Origin of the sequence: Weissella uvarum (assembly GCF_016908785.1) — a bacterium.
GTDB lineage: Bacteria > Bacillota > Bacilli > Lactobacillales > Lactobacillaceae > Weissella > Weissella uvarum.
Genome location: NZ_JAFBEO010000001.1, coordinates 345376 through 368450 on the forward strand (window position 1 = coordinate 345376; position 23075 = coordinate 368450).

23 protein-coding genes and 4 tRNA genes are annotated in these 23075 nt (G+C 42.2%); all 27 read right to left on the bottom strand.

All coding sequences use genetic code 11. The annotated features are described in order from the left end of the window. Positions 1–55: 55 nt before the first annotated feature. Complete coding sequence (locus JOC36_RS01735; RefSeq protein ID WP_205144779.1) at positions 56–2569, bottom strand: ATP-dependent Clp protease ATP-binding subunit; 2514 nt, start codon at positions 2567–2569, stop codon at positions 56–58. Then, entirely contained in the window at positions 2569–3051 is a 483-nt protein-coding gene (locus JOC36_RS01740; protein ID WP_205144780.1) for a CtsR family transcriptional regulator, read from the bottom strand. The genes JOC36_RS01735 and JOC36_RS01740 overlap by 1 nt, the downstream gene beginning before the upstream one ends. Before the next feature lie 136 nt (positions 3052–3187). Further along, positions 3188–3261 (bottom strand) — tRNA-Arg (locus JOC36_RS01745). A gap of 37 nt (positions 3262–3298) precedes the next feature. Beyond that, positions 3299–3372: transfer RNA gene (locus tag JOC36_RS01750), tRNA-Arg, on the bottom strand. A gap of 29 nt (positions 3373–3401) precedes the next feature. Next, positions 3402–3474: transfer RNA gene (locus JOC36_RS01755), tRNA-Thr, on the bottom strand. Between the two features lie 5 nt (positions 3475–3479). Next, a tRNA-Leu gene (locus JOC36_RS01760) sits at positions 3480–3561 on the bottom strand. Positions 3562–3684: 123 nt separating this feature from the next. After that, on the bottom strand, positions 3685–4974 hold the full coding sequence (gene serS, locus JOC36_RS01765; protein ID WP_205144781.1) for a serine--tRNA ligase: 1290 nt from the start codon (positions 4972–4974) through the stop codon (positions 3685–3687). A gap of 21 nt (positions 4975–4995) precedes the next feature. Next, positions 4996–5643 carry a deoxynucleoside kinase gene (locus JOC36_RS01770; protein ID WP_205144782.1) on the bottom strand — a complete coding sequence of 216 codons (648 nt, stop codon included), beginning with the start codon at positions 5641–5643 and terminating at the stop codon, positions 4996–4998. A gap of 78 nt (positions 5644–5721) precedes the next feature. Continuing rightward, a complete protein-coding gene (locus JOC36_RS01775) occupies positions 5722–6465 on the bottom strand; it encodes a M15 family metallopeptidase (RefSeq protein WP_205144783.1) in 744 nt (247 codons plus the stop codon). An 87-nt stretch (positions 6466–6552) separates the two neighbouring features. After that, on the bottom strand, positions 6553–6972 hold the full coding sequence (locus JOC36_RS01780; RefSeq protein WP_205144784.1) for a F0F1 ATP synthase subunit epsilon: 420 nt from the start codon (positions 6970–6972) through the stop codon (positions 6553–6555). 20 nt (positions 6973–6992) lie between these two features. Beyond that, positions 6993–8396, bottom strand: coding sequence for a F0F1 ATP synthase subunit beta (atpD, locus tag JOC36_RS01785; protein ID WP_205144785.1), 1404 nt, complete (start codon positions 8394–8396; stop codon positions 6993–6995). Positions 8397–8434: 38 nt separating this feature from the next. Beyond that, positions 8435–9310, bottom strand: a complete 876-nt coding sequence (locus JOC36_RS01790; RefSeq protein ID WP_205144786.1) for a F0F1 ATP synthase subunit gamma — start codon at positions 9308–9310, stop codon at positions 8435–8437. Between the two features lie 12 nt (positions 9311–9322). Beyond that, positions 9323–10840 (bottom strand): F0F1 ATP synthase subunit alpha, encoded by a 1518-nt coding sequence (atpA, locus tag JOC36_RS01795; RefSeq protein ID WP_205144787.1) that lies wholly within the window; start codon positions 10838–10840, stop codon positions 9323–9325. 47 nt (positions 10841–10887) lie between these two features. Beyond that, a complete protein-coding gene (gene atpH, locus JOC36_RS01800) occupies positions 10888–11433 on the bottom strand; it encodes an ATP synthase F1 subunit delta (protein WP_205144788.1) in 546 nt (181 codons plus the stop codon). Further along, positions 11433–11948: a F0F1 ATP synthase subunit B gene (gene atpF / locus JOC36_RS01805; RefSeq protein WP_205144789.1), complete on the bottom strand. Its 516-nt coding sequence runs from the start codon at positions 11946–11948 to the stop codon at positions 11433–11435. Before atpF ends, atpH begins: the two co-directional genes overlap by 1 nt. Before the next feature lie 29 nt (positions 11949–11977). Continuing rightward, a complete protein-coding gene (gene atpE / locus JOC36_RS01810) occupies positions 11978–12202 on the bottom strand; it encodes a F0F1 ATP synthase subunit C (protein WP_239517495.1) in 225 nt (74 codons plus the stop codon). A gap of 36 nt (positions 12203–12238) precedes the next feature. Beyond that, positions 12239–12946 carry a F0F1 ATP synthase subunit A gene (gene atpB / locus JOC36_RS01815; RefSeq protein WP_205144790.1) on the bottom strand — a complete coding sequence of 236 codons (708 nt, stop codon included), beginning with the start codon at positions 12944–12946 and terminating at the stop codon, positions 12239–12241. A gap of 243 nt (positions 12947–13189) precedes the next feature. Further along, positions 13190–14485: a solute carrier family 23 protein gene (locus JOC36_RS01820; RefSeq protein WP_205144791.1), complete on the bottom strand. Its 1296-nt coding sequence runs from the start codon at positions 14483–14485 to the stop codon at positions 13190–13192. 192 nt (positions 14486–14677) lie between these two features. Then, positions 14678–15091, bottom strand: a complete 414-nt coding sequence (locus JOC36_RS01825; RefSeq protein WP_205144792.1) for a pyridoxamine 5'-phosphate oxidase family protein — start codon at positions 15089–15091, stop codon at positions 14678–14680. Between the two features lie 116 nt (positions 15092–15207). Continuing rightward, on the bottom strand, positions 15208–15837 hold the full coding sequence (upp, locus tag JOC36_RS01830; RefSeq protein WP_205144793.1) for a uracil phosphoribosyltransferase: 630 nt from the start codon (positions 15835–15837) through the stop codon (positions 15208–15210). 38 nt (positions 15838–15875) lie between these two features. Continuing rightward, the gene (gene glyA, locus JOC36_RS01835) at positions 15876–17126 is read right to left on the bottom strand and encodes a serine hydroxymethyltransferase (protein ID WP_205144794.1); all 1251 of its coding nucleotides are present in this window, start codon (positions 17124–17126) and stop codon (positions 15876–15878) included. Positions 17127–17220: 94 nt separating this feature from the next. Then, complete coding sequence (locus JOC36_RS01840; RefSeq protein ID WP_205144795.1) at positions 17221–18246, bottom strand: L-threonylcarbamoyladenylate synthase; 1026 nt, start codon at positions 18244–18246, stop codon at positions 17221–17223. Then, positions 18221–19108, bottom strand: a complete 888-nt coding sequence (prmC, locus tag JOC36_RS01845; protein ID WP_205144796.1) for a peptide chain release factor N(5)-glutamine methyltransferase — start codon at positions 19106–19108, stop codon at positions 18221–18223. Before prmC ends, JOC36_RS01840 begins: the two co-directional genes overlap by 26 nt. A gap of 4 nt (positions 19109–19112) precedes the next feature. Next, positions 19113–20195, bottom strand: a complete 1083-nt coding sequence (gene prfA / locus JOC36_RS01850; RefSeq protein ID WP_205144797.1) for a peptide chain release factor 1 — start codon at positions 20193–20195, stop codon at positions 19113–19115. A 10-nt stretch (positions 20196–20205) separates the two neighbouring features. Beyond that, positions 20206–20829 (bottom strand): thymidine kinase, encoded by a 624-nt coding sequence (locus JOC36_RS01855; protein WP_205144798.1) that lies wholly within the window; start codon positions 20827–20829, stop codon positions 20206–20208. A 160-nt stretch (positions 20830–20989) separates the two neighbouring features. Beyond that, positions 20990–21697, bottom strand: coding sequence for a type 1 glutamine amidotransferase (locus tag JOC36_RS01860; RefSeq protein ID WP_205144799.1), 708 nt, complete (start codon positions 21695–21697; stop codon positions 20990–20992). Between the two features lie 2 nt (positions 21698–21699). After that, positions 21700–23058 carry a Mur ligase family protein gene (locus JOC36_RS01865; protein WP_205144800.1) on the bottom strand — a complete coding sequence of 453 codons (1359 nt, stop codon included), beginning with the start codon at positions 23056–23058 and terminating at the stop codon, positions 21700–21702. Positions 23059–23075: the final 17 nt, after the last annotated feature.

Below are 23075 nucleotides of genomic sequence, written 5' to 3' on the forward strand. Positions count from 1 at the left end.
TAGTTGTTATTATATATTAAAATATAGGCAAATGCAAGATTTACCCTTAAACCGTCTAGGCTTCAACTGGCTCTTGCGTTGCTTTTTGCGCTTTTTCTTTAACCGTCAACGTAATTTCACCTTGTTTAGCACCGATGACAACTTGGTTTTCGGTCGTTACCTTACCTGATAAGAGTGCTTCAGAAAGTTTATCTTCCACCTTAGTTTGTAAGGCCCGGCGAATTGGTCGTGCACCATACTCAGCATCATAACCTTCATCAGCAATAAGATCGATGGCGGCTGGTGTTAGCTTAACATCAATGCCTTGTTGCCGAACGCGATCCAACAAATCATCAGCCATCAACTTCACAACATCACGAATTTGTGGCTTCGTCAAGCTATGGAAGACGACCATTTCATCAATTCGATTGATAAATTCTGGTCGGAAAGTTTCCTTAACCGCTTCATCAATCATTGACTTCATCGCATCATAATCATCACTAGCTGAGGTTGCACCAAAGCCAACCTTCTTTTCATCACGAATTCGGGTTGCTCCCAAATTAGAAGTCATAATAATGATTGTGTTTCTAAAGTCGACCTTACGTCCCTTCGAATCGGTCAAGAATCCTTCATCGAAGACTTGCAACATTAAGTTATAAATATCTGGGTGGGCCTTCTCGGCTTCGTCTAATAGCACGACTGAATATGGATGGCGCCGAACTTGTTCAGTTAATTGACCACCTTCATCATAACCAACGTACCCTGGCGCAGAACCAACCAAACGGCTTGATGAGTATGCCTCACGGTACTCTGACATATCGACACGAATCATATTGTCACGCGAACCAAACATCGCTTCTGCCAAAGTTTTAGCTAATTCTGTTTTTCCAGTTCCAGTTGGTCCAAGGAACATAAAGGTTCCAATCGGACGGTTTGGATCCTTCAAACCAGAACGTGCTCGACGGATTGCCCGAGCAACAGCCGAAATCGCTTCATCTTGACCAACCACATGTTCATGCAAAACATCTTCCAAGTTAAGCAAACGGGTTTGTTCTGATTCTTCCATTTGAGTCAACGGAATTCCGGTTTGCTCAGCCACCACTTCATTCACATCGTGATCAGTAACCTTCAAATCATATTTCACTGGTTGATCAACGGGCGTTTGGTGCTTGGCCTGATAATCTTCAATAGCTTTACGCTGGTCAAGCTCACGTTGACGCAAACGAGCTGCCTCTTCAAAGTCCAAATCACCAATAGCTTGTTCTTTGGTCTTTTGAATCTCATTCAACTCATCCTGTAATTGAGCCAAAGGTGTCTTATGTCCTGACTCTTCAATCCGCACCTTAGCAGCCGCTTCATCCATCATATCGATGGCCTTATCAGGTAAGAAACGATCACTAATATAACGATCAGAAAGATTTACCGCATTTTCAACCGCTTGGTCAGTAATCGCTACTTGATGAAATTCTTCATAGCGTGGCCGGAGCCCTTGCAAAATTTCAATTGATTGCGCAGCAGAAGGTTCCTCAACTTGTACCTTAGCAAAACGACGCTCAAGGGCCGAGTCAGACTCAATGTACTTTTGGTACTCATCCAACGTCGTTGCTCCAATGGTTTGCAATTCGCCCCGAGCCAAGGCTGGCTTTAAGATATCCGAAGCGTCAATCGCACCATCAGCACCACCGGCACCAATCAAAGTATGCAACTCATCAATGAACAACACGACATTGCCATCTTGATGAACTTCTTCGATAATTTTCTTTACACGATCTTCAAACTCACCACGGAATTTAGTTCCCGCAACCAATGATCCCATATCTAGCATCATCAAGCGCTTATTAGCTAAGTCACTTGGCACTTCCTTAGCAACCATTCGTTGTGCTAATCCTTCAGCAATCGCCGTCTTACCAACCCCAGGTTCACCAATCAACACTGGATTGTTCTTGGTACGACGTGACAAAATCTGAATAACTCGCTTAATTTCATCATCTCGACCAATTACAGGATCCATCTTATTTTCACGAGCCTGTTGGGTCATATCACGAGCCAATGAATCCAACAAAGGCGTCCCTTCAACGGCTTCATCTTGCCCATTACCACGTGGATTACGCCCACCACGGGCATTTTTACGTTGGGCCTTAGCTGGGTTAACGCCCAACTTTGCCAAAATCATCCGACGTAGTTCACTGATATTTACCCCAAGTTCATTCAAAATGCGAGTTGCCAGAATTGATTCATCACTAATCAACGCCAACAAAATATGCTCAGTGCCAACGTGCTCTTGATTAAGTTCGTCAGCTTGCTTTTGCGCAGCCTTTAAAATTTCAGAAGCTTTTGGTGAATAAGGTAAATAACTTGTTGCATAATCACGATCCAAATTACCATAACCCGTAAAGAGTTCAATCTCATCGCGAACTGCTTCTTCAGTCACATCAACTTGCTGCAAAACTTTCGCTGCAACACCTTGCTTTTCCATCGTTAAGGCCAACAAAATGTGCTCGGTCCCAACGGCTTGATGCTTAAAATATTTAGCTTGTTCTTGTGCCATTACCAAAACGGTCTTGGCACTTTCAGTAAATTCTTTTTCCATTATGATTCACGCTCACTTTCAAATCGTAATCGATTTAGTAATTGCTTCAATAAACGTGCTCGTAACTGTTCTTGCCCATTTTTAGTAGGCAGAACCGCCAACGTTTCTTTACTTAATAACGTTTGTAGCAAACAACATTCATGCTGTGTTAATACCCCCGCTTGATTAAGTGAATCCAATACATCATTAGTCTGATTAACCGTCATAGCGTCTGGTAAATCTTGCAAAAGTGTTTCACAATACTGTGCATCAGGTCCAACCGCAACTTTAGCAATGCGAATATAGCCACTGCCACCGCGCTTAGATTCAACTAAATACCCATTTTGCAAACTAAACCGCGTCTTAATCACATAGTTAATCTGTGATGGTACCACATCAAAATGCGCCGCAATATCCGAACGCTTAATTTCAATTTGATTTTCATCCTGCATAATTGATTTTAAGTATTCTTCAATGCAGTCCGACATATTTTGCTCGGTCATTTTGATGCCTCCTTGACTAATATTGACCTTATTATAAGCATCCTTAAATCGAATGTCAACATTAGTCAAATCGAAGTCACCTTATCACAACAAAAAAAGCCATTAAGTAACTTAATGACTTTCTTCATAAATGATATGCACCTAGCAGGAGTCGAACCTGCAACCTTCTGATTCGTAGTCAGACACTCTATCCAGTTGCGCTATAGGTGCAAAATATTTAATTTTCCAACAATCAACATTGTTGTGATGCACCTAGCAGGAGTCGAACCTGCAACCTTCTGATTCGTAGTCAGACACTCTATCCAGTTGCGCTATAGGTGCAATACCATTCATACCTTACAATATGAAAATGCCGACTACTGGATTCGAACCAGCGACCCCTTCATTACTAGTGAAGTGCTCTGCCAGCTGAGCTAAGTCGGCATCAATGCGGATGACAGGAATCGAACCTGCACGCCCGAAGGCACTGGAACCTAAATCCAGCGCGTCTGCCAGTTCCGCCACATCCGCATGGCTTTGTTTATCGGTTACCCCGAAACAACTTAATAATCATAACAAGTCCACAAAACAAAGTCAACGTTTTTTAACCTTTTTTCCAAATAAAAAAGTGCCGAAAACTCGGCACCTGTTTAATTAAGCATGCAAATCAGCTTCAGGAACAATCTTTTCAGCCCCAAAGTATGGAACCAAAACAGTTGGCACGTCAACCGTGCCGTCTTCATTTTGGTAATTTTCCAAAATAGCAGCAACTGCACGTCCAACCGCCAAACCAGATCCGTTTAGGGTATGAACGTATTGTAGCTTACCATCTTCATCACGATATTGAATATGTGCACGTCGAGCTTGGAAACTTTCTGTATTTGACACAGAAGAGATTTCACGATATTGATCTTGTGCTGGCATCCAAACTTCTAAGTCATTCGTCTTAGCAGCTGAGAAGCCCATATCTCCTGTTGAAAGTGTAATCACGTGGTATGGTAGCTCCAACTTTTGTAAAATATTCTCAGCGTTAGCTACCATCTTATCCAATTCAGCATATGATTGATCAGGCTTGGCAAACTTAACCATCTCAACCTTATTAAATTGATGCATCCGAATTAATCCACGTGTATCGCGCCCCGCTGAACCTGCCTCTTCACGGAAAGCAGGAGTCAAGGCCGTCACAGAAATTGGTAACTTGTCCGCATCAATAACTTCATCGCGATAATAATTCGTCAATGGTACTTCGGCCGTTGGAATCAAAGTCATTTCTTCATTTGTACCAACTCGGTAAGCGTCATCCATAAATTTTGGATATTGACCAGTTCCATACATGGCAACATCTTTGACCAAGTATGGTGGAATCATTTCGGTGTATCCTTCTTTTTCATGTTCATCCAACATGAAGTTGTAAACCGCACGTTCTAAACGAGCGCCTTGTCCAACATAATAAACAAAACGAGAACCAGCGACTTTTCCAGCACGTTCAAAGTCTAAAATCCCCAAATCTTCACCAATTTCATAGTGGGCCTTAGGTTTAAAGTCAAACTCACGAATAGTACCACGCTTGTACTCTTCTCGGTTCGCATCCTCATCTGCTCCGACTGGAATCGTCTCATTTGGTAAGTTTGGCAAGTGCAAAGCAATTTGTTCGATTTGATCGTCAATTTGCTCAACCTGCTCATCTAATTGCTTAATTTCAGCAGAAACTGTCTGCATTTCAGCAATAACGTCACTTGCATCTTCCTTATTACGCTTTTTCAAACCAATTTGGTCAGATACCTTATTACGACGGGCTTTAAGTTCTTCCGTTTGTACCAACAATTGACGACGCTTTGCATCAGCGGCTAATAGATCATCAATTTGTTCAGCCGCTACCCCACGTGTGGCCAAGAGTTCTTTAATCATTTCTGGATTCTGACGAATCATTTTCAAATCAAGCATTTAGTCCTGTCCTCCCATGACTTACTTTAAATTTAATTCAGCTAATTTTGCATCAACTTGCTCCAATACAGCTTTGGCTGCAGCTGGGTCTTCCACAAAATCAAACTTATCACCATCAATTTTCAATTTTGGTGATTGGTCATACTCTTCAAACCAATTGGTATAACGCTCATTCAATTCCTTATAGTACTCATATAATGAAGGATCATGTTCAATTTGTTCAAAATCACGACCACGTTTCTTAATCCGTTCCAACATGGTTTCAAAGCTAACCGCTACATAAATTAACAGATCAGGATTTTTAACAACTGCCCCTTCTGAAAAATCAACCTGCTCCATCATATTACTTAATAAATCACTATATGTTTCAGCCTCAATTTGTGTGGCACGATTTAAATCAGCATTTAGTTGGAAAAGTAACCGATCTTCATAAATAGAACGATCAATGACATTCAAGGGATTATCTTGAGCTTCTTTAATTGATTCCAAGCGCTTATTCAAAAAATAATTCTGCAATAAGAAACCGTACCGCTTAGGATCTTCGTAAAACAATGGCAGAATTGGGTTATCATCCACTGATTCATAATAAGCATCACTATTTAGATGCTCCGCTAGCATCGTGGTCAAGCTGGTCTTGCCAGCGCCAATTGTTCCCGATAATACAATCATCGACTTTGTCCTACCTTCTAAATTTGTCTATTTATTATTCTACCAAAGATTAACGGCACCGGTAATCTTTTTAAACATTTATTTAGCCGAATCCTGACGCGCCATCATTTGGTGATATTCTTCTAAGGTCAAATGATGTTTCGTCATATATTTAGCATTGGCAACCCCAACATAACGGAAATGCCAACTTTCATAGGCAATCCCAGTTTGTTTTTGAGCTGACTTAGCTTTAGGATAACGCAAAACAAAACCATAATCAGGGGCATGTTGAATTAACCACTGTTGTCCCTTAGTTTGGTCTGAATTTGCTTCCAGGCTGTGATGCTTATTCCAGTATTCATTAGTCATGACATCGACCGCCAAACCCGTGGCATGTTCACTTGAACCTGGTGTTTGAATAACACTCTTCGTCTCGGCTTTAGCTTTTTTGGGTGTCATCCCTTGATTCAAATTTTCTTGATAATTCTGCTCAAAGACCTTCTTTTGATAAGCCTTTGAACGATAACCAGAAACAACCGTAGCTGGATAACCAGCAGCTTGAGCCGCTTTTAAAAAGCGCGTTAAGGGTTGATCAATTTTCTGATTATAACTGATGCCATCCGTTTCAGCTTTTTTGAATGACAAATCCTTTTTTAATGGATGTTGTTTATTAACCAAAATTAGATTTGAATTACTCAATTTAGCTGACTTGGGTAATGTCACTTTTGGTTCTGTCTGTGATCGCTGAGAGGTGGTACTTCGGTAACCAAACCAACCCGCTAGGATAAGTCCTAACAAAACCAACACCACAACGATGACCGTCCAGATATTACGTCGTTTCATAACATTCTCCCTTCACACTTAGCTATCAGTATACGCTACTTCCTTAAAAAGAAAAAAGATTCCCCCGCAAGGGAACCTTTTTTAGCTTTATTTATTACTTGCTGCATGAATCCGCGTAATCGCACGTGACAAAGCAGCCTCAGCGAGCTGTTGCTCTCGTTGGTCTTGGGCTTCTTGAAGCCGGCGCTTTGCCCGATCACGAGCACGCTCAGCACGATTGACGTCAATTTCTTCCGCCTTTTCAGCTGCATCTGCAACAACCGTCAAAGTATTATCTGAAAATTCAGTAAAACCACCATTAATGGCCAAACGTTCAACATAGTCTTCCGCTTGATTTTCAATTTTCATTTCACTTGTCGTTAGCGCCGAAATGACCGGATTGTGATTTGCCATTAAACCAAGTTCACCATCAGTTGTATGCAAGACCACAAGCGTTGCATTCGGATACGTGAATACTTCGCCACTTGGCGTCACGACGGCTACTTTAAAGCTGTGTGTATCTGCCATGGTCAACCTCACCTATCTGGCTACTTAGCCATCTTTTCAGCCTTTTCAGCTACTTGTTCAATGGCACCAACATTACGGAAGGCCTCTTCAGGATATTGGTCATACTTACCTTCAAGGATTTCCTTAAAGCTACGCACCGTATCCTCAACAGGAACATACTCTCCCTTGATACCAGTGAAAGTTTCAGCAACTGTAAATGGTTGTGACAAGAAGAATTGAATCCGGCGGGCTCGACCCACAATCGTCTTCTCTTCATCTGACAATTCATCCATTCCCAAAATTGAAATGATGTCTTGTAGTTCACGATAACGTTGCAAAGTGTGTTGAACTTCAGTTGCAACTTCATAGTGTTCTTGTCCAACGATTTCAGGCGTCAACGCAGTTGAAGTTGATGCAAGTGGATCCACGGCTGGATAAATACCTTGTTGCGTCAATGAACGCTCAAGGTTAGTTGTCGCATCCAAGTGCGCGAAAGTTGTCGCTGGCGCTGGGTCAGTATAATCATCGGCTGGCACATAAACCGCTTGAATTGATGTAACTGATCCATCCTTGGTAGACGTAATCCGTTCTTGCAATTGACCCATTTCAGTTGCCAAAGTTGGTTGGTAACCAACGGCTGATGGAATCCGTCCCAACAAGGCTGAAACTTCTGAACCAGCTTGGGTGAAACGGAAAATGTTATCAATGAACAACAACACATCCTGATGCTTTTCATCACGGAAGTATTCCGCCATTGTCAAACCAGTCAAGGCTACCCGCATCCGGGCACCTGGTGGTTCATTCATTTGTCCATAAACCATGGCTGTTTGCTTCAAAACACCCGAATCAGACATTTCATGGTACATATCATTTCCTTCACGAGTTCGTTCACCAACCCCCGTAAAGACTGAAATACCGTTATGCCCTTGGGCAATATTATGAATCAATTCTTGAATCAAGACAGTCTTTCCAACACCAGCTCCACCAAACAACCCAATCTTTCCACCACGAATATAAGGCGCTAGTAAATCAATAACCTTAATTCCAGTTTCTAAGACTTCAGTTGAAGTTGAAAGCTGATCATATGCTGGAGCACTGCGATGAATTGGTTCACGCTTGGCGTCAGGTCCAAATTTTGGACCATCATCAATTGGTTCACCCAACACATTGAAAACACGTCCTAATGTGTCATCTCCTACGGGGACTTCAATTGGTCCACCGGTATCTTTAACTTGCATGCCGCGTTGCAAACCATCAGTTGAATCCATCGCGATAGTTCTAACAACACCATCACCTAATTCCAATGACACCTCAACTGTTAAGTCGGGTACCCCTTCACCACGCTCAACAACTAAAGCGTTGTCGATAGCGGGTAGTTTTTCATCTGATGGGAAAGCAACGTCGACCACAGGCCCAATGATTTGAACAATTTGTCCGGTACTCATCGTTGTTTCCTTTCTCTCATGCATCCTGCTGGCAGACGTTACTCAAGAGCCGCCATACCACCAGTGATTTCCGTAATTTCAGTCGTAATTACGGCTTGCCGTGCCCGATTATATTGCAACTGCAAACCATCAATTACTTCCTTGGCATTATCTGAAGCTGAAGACATCGAGTTAACTGATGCTGAATGCTCCGCCGTCTTGGCATCTAGGATTGCTCCATAGACTAAGCTTTGCACATATTGTGGCAAAACCGTTTCCAAAACCTTTTCAGGCGAAGGATTCATATCATATTGAGCATGTACTTCATGTTCCGTCTCATCAAAGTCTTGCTCATCTACGGGCAAAATCTTCTCAAGACGTACTTCATTACTAATGCGCGTCACGTAATGTTGATAAGCCATAACAAGTTCATCATAAATCTCGTTATCATACATCGTTGTCAAAGTCTTAACAATTTCACGCACTTCATCATAGTCAGGGACGTCTGAAACACCGCGATATTCATAAGCGACATTATAACCTCGCTTTTTGAAGAAATCAGCGCCATTACCGCCCACAGCTAAGATCACCACATCATCTTGCGTTAATTGATGTTCCGTCAAAAACGACATAACACCCTTAATTAACGTTGAATTATAACCGCCAACCAAACCACGATCAGATGTAATCACCAACAATCCGACCTTTTTGATTGGGCGTTGTTCCAACAAAGTTCCTTTAACATTACCTAATTTGGCCGTTGCTAAATGGCGCACCACATTTTTTAGATGTTTGTTGTACAACTGATAACCATCCCCAGACTTTTGAATCTTAGAAAGCTTAGAAGTTGACACCATCTGCATCGCACTCGTGATTTGCCGTGTACTTTTTGTTGAATCAATTCGATGTTGAATCTCTTGCAAAGAAGCACCCATGCTTGCCCTCCTTTACGATTCTGAGTCTGTTGCAGTAAAGGTTGACTTGAATTGCTCAATCACTGCGTCTAAGGCATCCGTATCAGGTAACTGTGATGTCTCATTAATCGTATCGATTAAGTCGTGGTGTGATGCATTAACCGCACTTAGCAACTCATTTTCGAAACGTGGAATATCTTCAATTGATACGTCGTCAAGATAACCATGAGTGAGGGCATATAACACAATCACTTGGTCAGCCACTGGCATTGGCGCATGCAATGGTTGCTTTAGCAATTCCACTGTGCGACGTCCACGAGCCAACTTTGCTTGTGTTGCTTCATCCAAGTCAGAACCAAATTGCGCAAATGATTCCAATTCGTGATATGACGCTAAGTCCAAACGCAATGTTCCGGCAACCTTCTTCATAGCCTTAATCTGCGCATCTCCACCAACACGTGAAACAGAAGTTCCCGCATCAACAGCAGGTCGATTTCCGGCATAGAAAGCATCCGCATCCAAGAAAATTTGACCGTCCGTAATTGAGATAACGTTCGTTGGGATATAGGCTGAAACATCACCAGCTTGAGTTTCGATAATTGGTAGTGCAGTCATTGAACCACCACCTAATTCATCTGAAAGTTTAGCCGCCCGCTCAAGTAAACGTGAATGTAGATAGAACACGTCACCTGGGTAGGCTTCACGGCCAGGTGGACGACGTAGAATCAATGACAGCTCACGATAAGCGGAAGCTTGCTTTGATAGGTCATCATAAACAATCAAGACATGCTTACCGTTATACATGAACTCTTCACCCATTGCAGCTCCGGCATATGGGGCAAGATACAAAAGTGGCGCTGGTTCTGAAGGACCTGCAGTGACCACAATTGTATAATCTAGCGCACCCATGCGGCGCAATGTTTCAACTTGGGTCCGGACCGTTGAATCCTTTTGACCAATCGCAACATAAATCGCAATGACATCTTGGTCCTTTTGATTCAAAATTGTATCAATCGCGATTGATGTCTTACCAGTCTTACGATCTCCGATAATCAACTCACGTTGTCCACGACCAATTGGGACTAGCGCATCAATTGACTTAATTCCAGTTTGCAAAGGTTCAGAAACAGCTTGACGTTCCATAACCCCAGGTGCTTTCACCTCAACTGGTCGGGTCTTTGTGGTATTAATTGGGCCCATCCCGTCGACAGGTTGTCCCAATGTATTCACAACTCTTCCAATTAGTTCTTCACCAACGGGCACTTCCATAACCTGGCCTGTACGTGTAACCGTATCGCCTTCATGAATATCATCATAGCGACCTAGAATGATGATACCAACATCATCTGATTCCAAGTTTTGGGCCATTCCGTACGTACCATTTTCGAAGGTAATCAATTCGCCAGCAATGGCGTTTTCAAGACCATCAACCCGGGCAACCCCGTCACCAACGTAGGTAACAGTTCCCGTTTCTTTGACCTCTAATTTATCTTCGTAATTGGCTAATTGCTCTTTGATGAGAGAACTGATTTCTTCGGCTTTAATGCTCATTTCAACAGTTCCTCTTTCTACTTAATTCATCGCTACACTGACCGTGTTTAGCTCATAATGCTTTGGCGAATTTGTGCTAACTTTGTTGCAAGTGAACCATCCAAGACACGATTATGTGTTTCAATTTTGACACCACCAATGATGCTAGGATCAATCTGCTCATCGAGCACAATTGTATTTGCATCTAAGATATGCATCAACTTTTGACGTAAGCGTTCACGTTGCTGATCATCTAAAGCAATCGCCGTTGTGACATGCACTGTCACACGCTTTTCTGCTTCATCAACTAAATGTTGATATTGCTTGATAATCATTGGCAAATCAGTGATACGCCCATTTTCAAATACCATATCCACGAGATGTTGCACCAATGGTGCGGCATCTTGCGTTAAGGTCTTTAACATTTGCTTTTTATCTGACTTAGCAATGTTAACTGACGTTAGCGCTTCTAAAAGGTCTGGATTATCTGATAATACCGTTTGAATCGCTTGTAAATCGGCCAAGACGCTATCATCAGTATGATCAGGATGAGTTAGTTCAAATAATGCCCTCGCATAACGCTTACCAACAGCCGTGCTGGTTAATTTGGCCATTATTTTTCTCCTAATCCATCAATGTAGGCATCAATCAATGCCTTTTGATCATCTAAGTTCAACTCTTTTTGCATAATCTTTTGCGCGATAGTAACTGACAAATCAGCAACGTCATCCTTTACAGATGCCATGGCCTCATTGCGGTCTTGTTCGATTTGCGTCGCAGCTCGTTCTTGTAAGGCTTGTGCATTAGCTTGTGCTTCAGACACAATTTGTTGCCCTTCTTTATTAGCTGCTTGCTTAGCGTCCTTGACAATTGCATTGGCGTCAGCACGTGCGTTCGTCAAATGTTCTTGTCGTTCTTTAGCTAAAGCTTCCGCTGATTGCCGTGCTTCTTGTGCTGAATCTAAGTCATCAGCAACCTTCTTCGCACGGTCTTCCATCATCTTAACTACCGGACCCCATGCAAACTTTTTTAGCAATAGCATGAGAATTGCAAAGGCAATTAGCAAAAATAGCATATTTCCCAAAGCCAACCCTTCGCTCGCACCAGCGAAAAAGACTTGATTTAACATAATTAGTTGGCCTCCATGCTCCATTTTGACTACTTACTAAACAACATGAATGCAATGGCAATTGTAATAATTGGCACCGCTTCAACCAAGGCAACCCCAACGAACATGTTTGAACGCAACTTACCTTCCAATTCAGGTTGGCGAGCCATTCCTTCTAGCATCTTTGAGATGATAAGACCATTACCAATACCACCACCAATGGCAGCTCCGGCTGCGGCTAAGCCGACACCGATCATTGCAATACTTCCTGACATGAAAACATCCTCCTGATTAATATATAAACAACTTAACTATTCGAGTTTCTCACCGGTATAAACCATCGTCAAAACAACGAAAACATATGCTTGAATGGCCCCAATAAAGATTGAAAAGGCAATCCATAAGACCGCCAAGAGCAATCCGGGTACCATCGTCAAAATGCCAATCGATTTTGCCAAATCCCAAATCAAACCGAGCACAATTTCACCGGCAAAGATGTTACCAAACAAACGCAACCCTAGGGTCATGTAACTGGTAAATTGGTCGATGATATTGATGGGCAACAAGAAGGCATAAGGACTGAAGTACACGTTCTTGACGTATTTCTTGAAGCCTAGTTTCTCAACACTCAGGTAATGAGACAACCCGATTGACACCAAGGCCAAAATTAACGGTACCAATGGATCGGCTGTGGCACTTCGCAAATACGTAACCCCGTCATAATTAACGTGTACGATTAGGCCCAGCTGGTTGGTAACAAAAATGAATGAGAATAACACAAAAGCAAAGAACTTTAGGTTATCACCCGTTCGATTTGATAAGTTATCATCCACGATACCATTGGTGAATTCAATGATCATTTCCAACACATTCTGCTTACCAGTTGGCTTCATGGTTAATCGTCTTGCCATCCATGTAAAGACAATAAAGACAATCGCCATCGCCACGGTAATTGAAATGACCGTTGGCCAATCAAATTTAAGCCCCGCAATAACAAATGATGCGGTTTTTTCGTTCACTGAACGCTACCCCCTTTTCTCCAAGCTCATCACCGATGTCATAAGGATTAAAAAGCCCCGCACATCTGCAATACACCATTATATTAGTCCGTTTTCACAAGTAATTCAATGACCAAAAATGCAAAAAAAGAGTGCAACATCTCAAATCGGTTAAAATCAATCGATTTAGAGATTTTTTTCACAAACTTTTTTCACAAAAAAAAAGACTTTCTTTTATGAAAGCCCTTTCAAAACACGATAACGCTAGTCTTTCGCGTATTTTTTTTCAGATGCTGCCTCTTGTGGCAAGACCAAATTTAGTACAATACCTAACAAAGTTGCAATTGCTACTCCAGAAAATTGAATAATTTCATTTCCACTACCAATTTGCAAATATGCGTTACCAATTCCGATAACTAACACAGCAGATGAGATCATCAAATTACGTTTCAAATTAAAATCAACGTGGTTATCAACCAAAATTCTTAATCCTGATGCAGCAATCACACCAAATAGTAAGAATGAAATACCACCAGTTACTGCTCCGGGAATTGATTGAATCAATGCTGACAACTTACCAACAAACGAGAACAAGATTGCAAACAAGGCTGCTCCAATCAAGACGTACACGGAATGAACCTTAGTAATGGCCATCACTCCAATATTTTCCCCGTAGGATGTCACTGATGGACCACCAACTAGACCAGCAAAGATTGAGGCCGCTCCATCACCAGCCAATGTCCGTTGCAAACCTGGTTCACGCATGTAATCTCGCCCAGTCAAATCATCGAGCACCATCAAATGTCCCATGTGTTCAGTAATCGTTACCAAAGCCAATGGTGCCATAATCAAAATGGCATTCCAATAAAAATGAGGTTGATAGTTAACAAATGGAATATCAAAGGCGGGCAAAGCAAACCATTTTGCGTGCATAACGGGCGTGAAATCAACCAATCCTGCGACAACTGCCATCAAGTAACCTGCTACGATTCCCAATAAAATTGGAATCAATCCTAAGAAACCACGCAACATCATATTGAAAAAAATCGTAATTCCTAAGGTCAACATTGCAACAATGAACACCCGAATGTCATACTTCCCATTCAACAAAGTTGCTGATTGTGCGGCTGAAGGCGCTAATGATAAACCAATCACCATAACAATTGGCCCCACCACAATTGGTGGTAACAAACGATCAATCCAATTAGTACCAATCAAAGCAACGATTCCAGCAATAATCAAATAAATAATTCCGACTGAAATGACACCAGCCGCAACCCCTGGATAACCAGTAGTTTTCATTAACGAAACCATTGGGACAATAAACGCAAAACTAGAACCCATGTAAGCTGGAATTTGCCGTTTTGTGATCAAAATGTGTAGTAGCGTTCCAACCCCCGAACTAAATAACGCAATCCCTGGGTTTAAGCCCACCAATAATGGTACCAACACCGTCGAACCAAACATTGAGAACATATGTTGTAACGATAACCCGATCCACTGCCAAAAACGTGGTTTATCATCCACATCCAAAACAACATCTTTTTGATTTTCTGCCATTCCTCAATCTCCTTTTTAGGCCTAAAAAAAGCTGGTGCTTTAAAAAAGCACCAGCTAAAAAAATTCAATTCGGATCTGCACACAAAAAGCCACTCACCGAAAAACTGAACTTTTCAGTCTCGCTGGACTGAATTAAAGACCTTTTATTCTTACTTGAGTATAGCTGTTTATCTTAACTTATACAAGGGTAAATTAATCAAAGGTCACTGATTCAGGCGCTTCAACAAATGAATCTAGCAAGACTGAATCAAAAGTGAGTTCAATAATTGTTTCCGTTTCTGGGTGTGGGTGTCCTGAATGCCAACCCGGATTATCAGCAAAAAGCGCTTCAATTTCAGGCCAAGTACGTTCAGAAATACGAGCCGTAGCACGATTTGAAGACATTCGCTTGCCCCCCTCACCAGGGAGAGTCGTGAAGGCAACCTTTGGATTGGCCTTGATTTGATCAATCTTGGCTGCATCCGGCTTAGATACAATATAAAAACGGCTTGGCTGTTCTAAATCTTGTCCAAAACCAACGATACGTGCTGAAGGTTGATTATCAACGGATGTTGCTAAGACTAACAATTGCTTGGCTTGTGCCACATATTCTTTAAAATCTGCCATCTGTTTAACACTCACTTTCTATTATCAATATAATGCTATTTTAACAGTTCAAAATGAGTTTGTATCCATTTTACTTAAATAAAAAAGCCTAGGTCTCCCTAAGCTTTTTATCAATATTAATGCGTACCAAACAAACGGTCTCCGGCATCACCAAGACCTGGCACAATGTAACCATCCTCATTAAGAGAATCATCAACACTGGCAGTAAAAATGTCAACATCAGGATGAGCCTTTTGCACAGCCTCAACCCCTTCTGGAGCTGATACAAGGGTAATCAACTTAATCTTGTTGGCCCCACGCTTCTTAAGCGCATCAATCGCCATATCAGCTGATCCACCAGTTGCCAACATTGGGTCAACCAACAAAACTTCTCGTTGATCAATGTCTTCAGGCAACTTGACGAAATACTCAACTGGTTCAAGCGTTTCTTCATCACGGTACATTCCAATGTGACCAATTCGAGCCGCTGGAATTAACTTCATAATTCCATCAACCATTCCCAAGCCTGCCCGCAAGATTGGCACAATCGCTAGCTTCTTACCAGCAAGAGTCTTTTGCGTCGTTGTCGCGACAGGTGTTTCCACCTCAACTTCAGTCATTGGCAAATCACGCGTGACTTCATAAGCCATTAATGATGCAATTTCGTCAACAATCTCACGGAATTCTTTCGTTCCAACATCTTTGTTTCGGATGATGGTTAGCTTATGTTGAATCAACGGATGTTCAAATACAGTTAATTTACTCATTATCTTCATTCTCCAAATTTCATAGGTCTACACGCCAATTACTCTGCATGTTCAATTTTACTTAAAGGAAAACGATTCGTCAAAGTTAATACTTCATCCGCCACTTGTGCCAAGCCAGCTTCATCTTCAGGATGCTCTAATACTTGCACGACAAGTTCAGCAACCTTGCTCGCCTCGGCTTCTTTAAATCCACGTGTCGTAATCGCTGGTGTTCCGATTCGAATACCAGAGGTCACAAAGGGACTACGTGGATCATTTGGAATCGCTTCCTTATTAGTTGTAATGTGCACTGAATCCAACAGATTTTGGGCTTTCTTTCCTGAAATACCTGTATCCGTCAAATCTAAGTTAAACAAATGATTATCAGTACCGCCTGAAACCACCCGAATTTTTTCTGAAGCATCAAACACATCCGCCATTGCTTGTGCATTAGCGATAATCTGCTTTCCATAATCTTTAAAGCTATCCGCCTGAGCTTCCTTAAAGGCCACTGCTTTACCGGCAATGACATGTTCAAGTGGACCACCTTGGGTCCCTGGGAAAATAGCCGAGTTTAATTTTTTAGCCAAACTTTCATTGGCTAAAATCAAACCACCCCGTGGGCCACGCAAGGTCTTATGCGTCGTGGTTGTCACAACATCAGCAATTCCGACTGGAGATGGGTGGACACCAGCAGCCACTAAGCCTGCAATATGTGCCATATCAACCATCAAGTAAGCACCAACTGAATCGGCAATTTCACGGAAACGATTAAAATCAATGACCCGTGAATAAGCAGATGCTCCTGCAACAATCAATTTTGGATGGAATTCATCGGCCAAAGCTTGCACTTGGTCATAATCCAACAATTCGTTATCATCTAAACCATATTCATGGAAATGATAGGTCTTACCAGAGAAGTTAACTGCGGCACCATGAGTCAAATGCCCACCAGCATCTAAGCTCATCCCTAATACATCGTCACCAGTTTCCAACAATGCAGCATAAACGGCTGCATTAGCCTGTGAACCAGAATGTGGTTGCACATTGGCATATTCAGCTCCAAACAGCTCCTTAGCACGATCAATTGCTAACTGTTCAACTTGGTCAACATATTCGGTTCCACCATAGTAACGCTTACCTGGATACCCTTCGGCATACTTGTTGGTCAAAATACTGCCTTGCGCAGCCCGCACGCCGGCTGAAGCAATATTTTCTGATGCAATCAATTCAATGTTGTTCTCTTGACGCTCCGCTTCACGGTCGACTGCGTCCCACAATTCTGGATCATAACTACGGTAATTTGTCATTATGCCTAACCCTCCAAGTTCGGTATATACGTACATTTTTGCAATAAAATCATCAAAGGACATCAATATACGTACATTATACACTATTTTTAGCTTAATCTGCGATTAAAGATGAAACATCTTGTCCACCCGCAGCTTTATTCAAACGATTATTATACGCCGCGTTTTCTGACGTTTCAGGCATCTTTGCTACCAATATAGTTTGTACATCTGGTTTCTCGTCAAAGAAACGTAAACCAGCAAAAAGCTTAGCAGCTGCACTTTGCGCATCTGGTCCAAGTGACCATACAAAATCCATGCCCGCCAATTGATGCTCTAAAATCAAATCATTCGTCAACATCAACCCAACTGGTGCTAATTGTGATTGAGCCCAGATAATCGCTTGAGTCCACTCATCACGTTCAACCATGTATACATCCTTATCAGGCGCATAATGACGGTATTTCATACCAGGCGCTTTTGGCACTTCATCGGCCTTAACGGCATGTTGTCCAGCTTCAACTGGCACACCTAATACATCTGCAATCGCTTCTGGCGTAATTTTACCAGGCCGAAGCACTGTCGGTACGTCCGTTGATAAATCAATCACCGTTGATTCAACACCGATTCTGGTACTACCCCCATCTAAAATACCAGAAATTTTACCATGTAAATCATGATAAACGTGTTGGGCAATTGTCGGTGAAGGCCGACCTGACGTATTAGCTGATGGACCAACCAATGGCGTATCAGCATCACGAATTAGCGCCCGCGTTAAATCATTATCCGGCATGCGTACCGCTACCGTATCCAAACCACCCGTTACCGTGGCTGATAATGCACCAGGTTGAACCGGCAAAATCATGGTCAAGGGTCCGGGCCAAAAAGCCTGCATCAACTTATCTGACCATGTGTTCTTCTTAGCAAAACGCTCAACTTGTTCAGGATCAGCCACATGCACAATCAACGGGTTGTCTGACGGACGGCCTTTAGCGGCATACACTTTGCCAACCGCTTGCTCATTAAAAGCATCCGCACCTAATCCATACACGGTTTCCGTAGGAAAGGCGACGAGACCACCTCGCTTAATTGCTCGCACAGCTGCCGGCAACTCATCAGCTTTCCATATTTTTGTTTCCATCTTCTCCCCCTTTTACCACTCGCAGCATCCGATCATGACCACTCATGTCTTGGCGCAATGTCACCTCGACATCTGGCAATGCCTTAAACAGCGTTTCCAAAGCAGCACCCTGTTGGTAGCCAAGCTCAAAATAAGCAACACCGTGCACTGTCAAATGTACTAATAATTCATTCGCAATCGCCTTATATAAAGCCAACCCCTCATCAGCAGCAAACAGCGCTTGAGCTGGCTCAAAAGCTAGCACACTTGCATCCATTTGTGGCCGTTCAGCTTCACTAATATATGGCGGATTACTAACAATCACATCATACTGGCCTGGGATTTTAGCAAACAAATCGCTTTGAATAGTTTTTACAGGCACACCAAAAGTTTGCGCATTTTCTTGCGCAACTTCCAAGGCCTCAGCAGAAATATCACTTAACGTCACGTCAAAATCAGGGCGTTCCGCTCCTAACGTCACTCCGATTGCCCCAGAACCAGTTCCCAAATCCAAGACTTTTAAGCCACTTCGCTTAGCTTGGTCACGCAAAATCCAGTCCACCAATTCTTCAGTCTCTTGACGTGGAATTAAAACACGTCCATCTACTTTAAACTCACGTCCAAAAAAGGCCGCATGCCCTAAAGCATATTGAACCGGTTGTCCTTGCTTGATTGCTTTAACCGCTTGAATAAATTGATCTTTAACTTCATCTTCTAGGATTGTATTTAAATTATTAGCTAACTGGTTATAGTTCCAGTCCATCAAACCCGTTAATAAATAGTCTAACTGGGCTGCCCGCTCAACGTCATCTTGAATGTATGGCTCTAATTGCCAATCACCCCAATCACGCACCGCTTGAATCGTCCATTGTTCATCAAACATGGGCTTACCCTTGCTTTAAGTCTTCAAGTTTAGCCGTTTGGTCGGCAATAACTAATGCATCGATAATATCGTCTAATTCACCATTCATAATCCGATCTAATTTGTTCAACGTTAACCCGATGCGGTGATCAGTAACCCGGTTTTGTGGATAATTATAAGTTCGAATCCGTTCAGAACGGTCACCAGTACCAACCGCTGTTTTACGTTGTTCAGCATATTCAGCTTCGTTTTGTGAAGCATAATAGTCATAAACACGCGTCTTCAAAATCTCCATCGCTTTCGCCCGATTTTGTTGTTGTGAACGTTGGTCTTGCATGGCAACCACGATTCCAGTTGGCAAGTGGGTCATTCGTACGGCAGATGACGTCTTGTTAATATGCTGACCACCGGCACCTGATGAACGATATACATCGACACGCAAATCTTTGTCTTCAATATCAATGTCAACGTCTTCATATTCAGGCATCACACCAACTGTCGCCGTTGATGTATGCACACGTCCAGCTGATTCAGTTTCTGGCACACGTTGCACACGGTGAGCCCCGTTTTCATACTTTAGCTTTGAGTAGACGTTCTCACCAGTAATCATCAAAACGATTTCTTTATAGCCACCAATTTCAGTCTTGTTTTCATCAATGACTTCAACCTGCCAACCTTGACGTTCAGCATAACGGCTATACATATCATACAAATCAGCTGCAAACAAAGCCCCTTCGTCTCCACCAGCAGCCCCATGAATTTCCATAATAATATTCTTATCATCGTTTGGATCCTTAGGAAGCAAAAGAATCTTCAAGCGGTCTTCCAGCGTTTCTTTTTCGCTTTCCAACTCTTTCAATTCACCCTTAGTCAACTCTTCCATATCAGCATCAAGCTTTTCGCTTAATAGCTCTTGATCGTCAGCGATTTCTTTCGTGACATCTTGATAATGCTTGAAAGTTTCAACTGTTTCTCGTAATTGGCCTTCTTCTTTAGAAAGTGCCATAAAACGGTTTGTGTCTGCAATCGTCTCTGGATCAGATAGCAGTTCGTTTAATTCATCGTAGCGGTCTACAACTGATTGTAGCCGTTCAAAAATTTCATCCATCGTTCGACTCCTATTTAAATTCTAAATTGTCTTGAAAGCCATCTCCGGTCCTGCGACGTGCAATCGCAGCTAAATCAGGATGGTTATAGTGTTGCCGACAAACAGGCAAATAAGTATCATCCCCACCAATTTGCACCTGTTCACCTTCATATACAGGCAGGCCATCTTGCAGACGCAAATTCATCGTTGCTTTATGGCCACAAAATGAACAAAGGGTCTTCATTTCTTCAATTTTATCGGCATAAATTAGCAAGGCCTCTGAGCCTGGGAATAACTGATTAAATGCATCGTTTTTTAAGCCAAACGTTAACACCGGAATCTGTAATTCATCGACGACTTTCGTTAACTGAATCACTTGTTCCTTGGTCATAAATTGCGCTTCATCAATTAACACAGCTGCGATATCATTTTCGCCAGCAATCAGCTCATACAAGTCATCTTGATCAGAAATTGCTTGTGCTGGACGTGTAAGTCCAATTCTTGAAGCAATTTCGCCAACTTCAGTGCGATTGTCAAGCGCGCTGGTCAACAACAATACCTTACGTTGTTGGACTTCATAATTATGAGCCACCTTTAAAATTTCAATACTTTTGCCGCTGGCCATTGCACCATAGCGAAAAAACAATTGTGCCATGCTAACTCCTTTCGATGTTATGGCTTATTTTTGCCGATTAACACTCATTAAACAGTATAACGAAATTATGCATAGAACAAAAGTGATAAATCGTTCACGAAGCCAAAAGAAAAACGGTCCCTCAACAAATGAGTTACCGTTTTTTAATTCTTCAATTCACCTAGAATGACTCTGGCGTAATTTGGGCAATTTGTGTCGCCCAATCAACATCAGGATAGCGTCGTTCTAGCATCGTTTGTAACATCCGCAATGTCAGATTTCCATTCCGCGTCAAAATTGGTCCATGGAAATAGGTACCGTAAGTATTCTTATAGACCAGACCTTCCCCGCCATCTTCACCATTGTTTCCATTACCTTGCTTAACCATCCCAAGTGGCCGCTCATTTTCATCCAGGAACGTCCGTCCTTGATGGTTTTCAAATCCATGATAAACGTCGCCATTTGTAGGATCTTCGATCGTCACATCACCAATAAAACGGCCATGTGGTTGGTTCAAAGTATAGTGCATCATCGCTTTGATGCCTTCCACCCGAGTCCCATCAGCTAAGACAAAATAATCACCAAGCAATTGGAAACCACCACAGACGCCAAGGAATACACCATCATTTTCAATGTATTGCTTAATAGCGGGGGCTTTACTTGGCAAGTCCTTGGTCACAACCATTTGTTCATAGTCTTGACCACCACCAAAAAGGACGAAATCGTATTTATCAGCATCAAAGTCATCATCAAGTGAAATCACTTTTGAGTCAACGGCAACGCCTAATTGCTTGGCATAGAACTTCAGTGCCACGATGTTCCCATAATCACCATAGGTATTCATCAAATCACCATACAGGTGTGCTGTATGCAAAGTGTATTCAGCCATTCTTAGTTTGCCCCTTCCGTCTTATTCTTGATATAGCCTGCTTGTTTCAACTGTTCACGTAATTGCAACATCGCCGTATAAGTGGCGGCAATATAAACGTGATTAGTTGGTTGCGCTTTAATTGCATCCACAATCTTAGTCAAATCTTGATAGACAGGTTGGTCACCAAAGCCGGCCATTTTAATTCGAACATACAAGTCCTTATAGCGTTGTCCACCAGTTGAAATTGCTTGCATCTTTGTATCAGCCAATTTTTCAAAATCCGCATCCCAAATCCAGCTAGTATCAATACCATCAGCATAATTAGCATTTAATAGCGCAATTAATGAGAATGGTTGATCATCGGTTGACATCATTTGAATCACTTGGTTTGCACCAACTGGATTCTTAATCAAAACGATTGTGACATCTTTATCTTCAACTTGAACCGCTTCTTGTCGGCCAAAAATTTGTGCATTAGATTCGAAGGCATGCTTAATTTGTGCAGGTGTCACACCCATAAAGCGACCCACTGCATAAGCAGCTAGCGCATTATAGATATTATATTCTCCACCAATTTCGATTTGCATGGTCATGCCATCAATATCAAAGTTTGAATAGCGTGGCGTCATTTCATTGATCTTTGTTACCGCATAATCTAGCTCAGGACGCTTAAAATCATCAGTTGTACTGAAGTAAGAGCCTTGATTACCAAACGTTAAGAAGTGATAATGCAAAATTGAATCATCCGTTGGTGACAATACCCCATCAGTATTGTATGGTGCCCGGATATCGCCTGTTTCAGGTTCATGGTTAAAACCATAGTAAACCTTTGGATTAGGCAAGTTACCCCGCATAAAAATTGGTGAATCAGCATTGGCAATCACCGTTGCTTCTGGGAAAAGGCGAATTCCTTTGAGGATTTTTTCATAAGTTGTATAAATTTCGCCGTAACGATCCAATTGATCACGGAAAATATTTGTCAAAACAAAGGCCTTTGGCTTCAATTGACGGGCAACTTCTTCAACATTGGCTTCGTCAACTTCCAAAACAGCAACTGGCTTGCCACCATTTTTAGCTGGCTTAGCGGCCAACATTGTACCAGTAATCCCTTGCATCATATTCGATCCAGAAGGGTTGGTAATCACATTATCATATTTTTCACGAAGCACGCGGGCAGTTAAAGCCGTCGTGAGCGTCTTACCGTTGGTCCCCGTAATCAAAATAACGTCATACTTTTCAGCTAAAGTTGTCATGACATCAGGATCAACCGTCATCGCCAACTTTCCAGGTAGTGATGTTCCACCACGATGTAGCACATTGTGCAGCAAGAAATATGAGCTATTGCCGACAAATGTCGCTAATGAACTTCTTAAACTCATGTTTAACTCCTCTTTTA

Bases quoted from the DNA above. Each gene is read 5' to 3' on its own strand.
- JOC36_RS01820 (WP_205144791.1), bottom strand. From the start codon at position 14,485: ATGGCAGAAAATCAAAAAGATGTTGTTTTGGATGTGGATGATAAACCA.
- atpE (WP_239517495.1), bottom strand. From the start codon at position 12,202: ATGTCAGGAAGTATTGCAATGATCGGTGTCGGCTTAGCCGCAGCCGGA.
- JOC36_RS01770 (WP_205144782.1), bottom strand. From the start codon at position 5,643: ATGATTGTATTATCGGGAACAATTGGCGCTGGCAAGACCAGCTTGACC.
- glyA (WP_205144794.1), bottom strand. From the start codon at position 17,126: ATGACAAATTACCGTAGTTATGATCCAGAATTGTGGGACGCAGTCGAC.
- JOC36_RS01740 (WP_205144780.1), bottom strand. From the start codon at position 3,051: ATGACCGAGCAAAATATGTCGGACTGCATTGAAGAATACTTAAAATCA.
- prfA (WP_205144797.1), bottom strand. From the start codon at position 20,195: ATGGATGAAATTTTTGAACGGCTACAATCAGTTGTAGACCGCTACGAT.
- serS (WP_205144781.1), bottom strand. From the start codon at position 4,974: ATGCTTGATTTGAAAATGATTCGTCAGAATCCAGAAATGATTAAAGAA.
- upp (WP_205144793.1), bottom strand. From the start codon at position 15,837: ATGAGTAAATTAACTGTATTTGAACATCCGTTGATTCAACATAAGCTA.
- JOC36_RS01775 (WP_205144783.1), bottom strand. From the start codon at position 6,465: ATGAAACGACGTAATATCTGGACGGTCATCGTTGTGGTGTTGGTTTTG.
- JOC36_RS01735 (WP_205144779.1), bottom strand. From the start codon at position 2,569: ATGGAAAAAGAATTTACTGAAAGTGCCAAGACCGTTTTGGTAATGGCA.
- JOC36_RS01825 (WP_205144792.1), bottom strand. From the start codon at position 15,091: ATGGCAGATTTTAAAGAATATGTGGCACAAGCCAAGCAATTGTTAGTC.
- atpH (WP_205144788.1), bottom strand. From the start codon at position 11,433: ATGGCCAAATTAACCAGCACGGCTGTTGGTAAGCGTTATGCGAGGGCA.
- JOC36_RS01855 (WP_205144798.1), bottom strand. From the start codon at position 20,829: ATGGCACAATTGTTTTTTCGCTATGGTGCAATGGCCAGCGGCAAAAGT.
- JOC36_RS01865 (WP_205144800.1), bottom strand. From the start codon at position 23,058: ATGAGTTTAAGAAGTTCATTAGCGACATTTGTCGGCAATAGCTCATAT.
- atpF (WP_205144789.1), bottom strand. From the start codon at position 11,948: ATGTTAAATCAAGTCTTTTTCGCTGGTGCGAGCGAAGGGTTGGCTTTG.
- prmC (WP_205144796.1), bottom strand. From the start codon at position 19,108: ATGTTTGATGAACAATGGACGATTCAAGCGGTGCGTGATTGGGGTGAT.
- JOC36_RS01860 (WP_205144799.1), bottom strand. From the start codon at position 21,697: ATGGCTGAATACACTTTGCATACAGCACACCTGTATGGTGATTTGATG.
- atpA (WP_205144787.1), bottom strand. From the start codon at position 10,840: ATGAGCATTAAAGCCGAAGAAATCAGTTCTCTCATCAAAGAGCAATTA.
- atpD (WP_205144785.1), bottom strand. From the start codon at position 8,396: ATGAGTACCGGACAAATTGTTCAAATCATTGGGCCTGTGGTCGACGTT.
- JOC36_RS01790 (WP_205144786.1), bottom strand. From the start codon at position 9,310: ATGGGTGCTTCTTTGCAAGAGATTCAACATCGAATTGATTCAACAAAA.
- JOC36_RS01780 (WP_205144784.1), bottom strand. From the start codon at position 6,972: ATGGCAGATACACACAGCTTTAAAGTAGCCGTCGTGACGCCAAGTGGC.
- JOC36_RS01840 (WP_205144795.1), bottom strand. From the start codon at position 18,246: ATGGAAACAAAAATATGGAAAGCTGATGAGTTGCCGGCAGCTGTGCGA.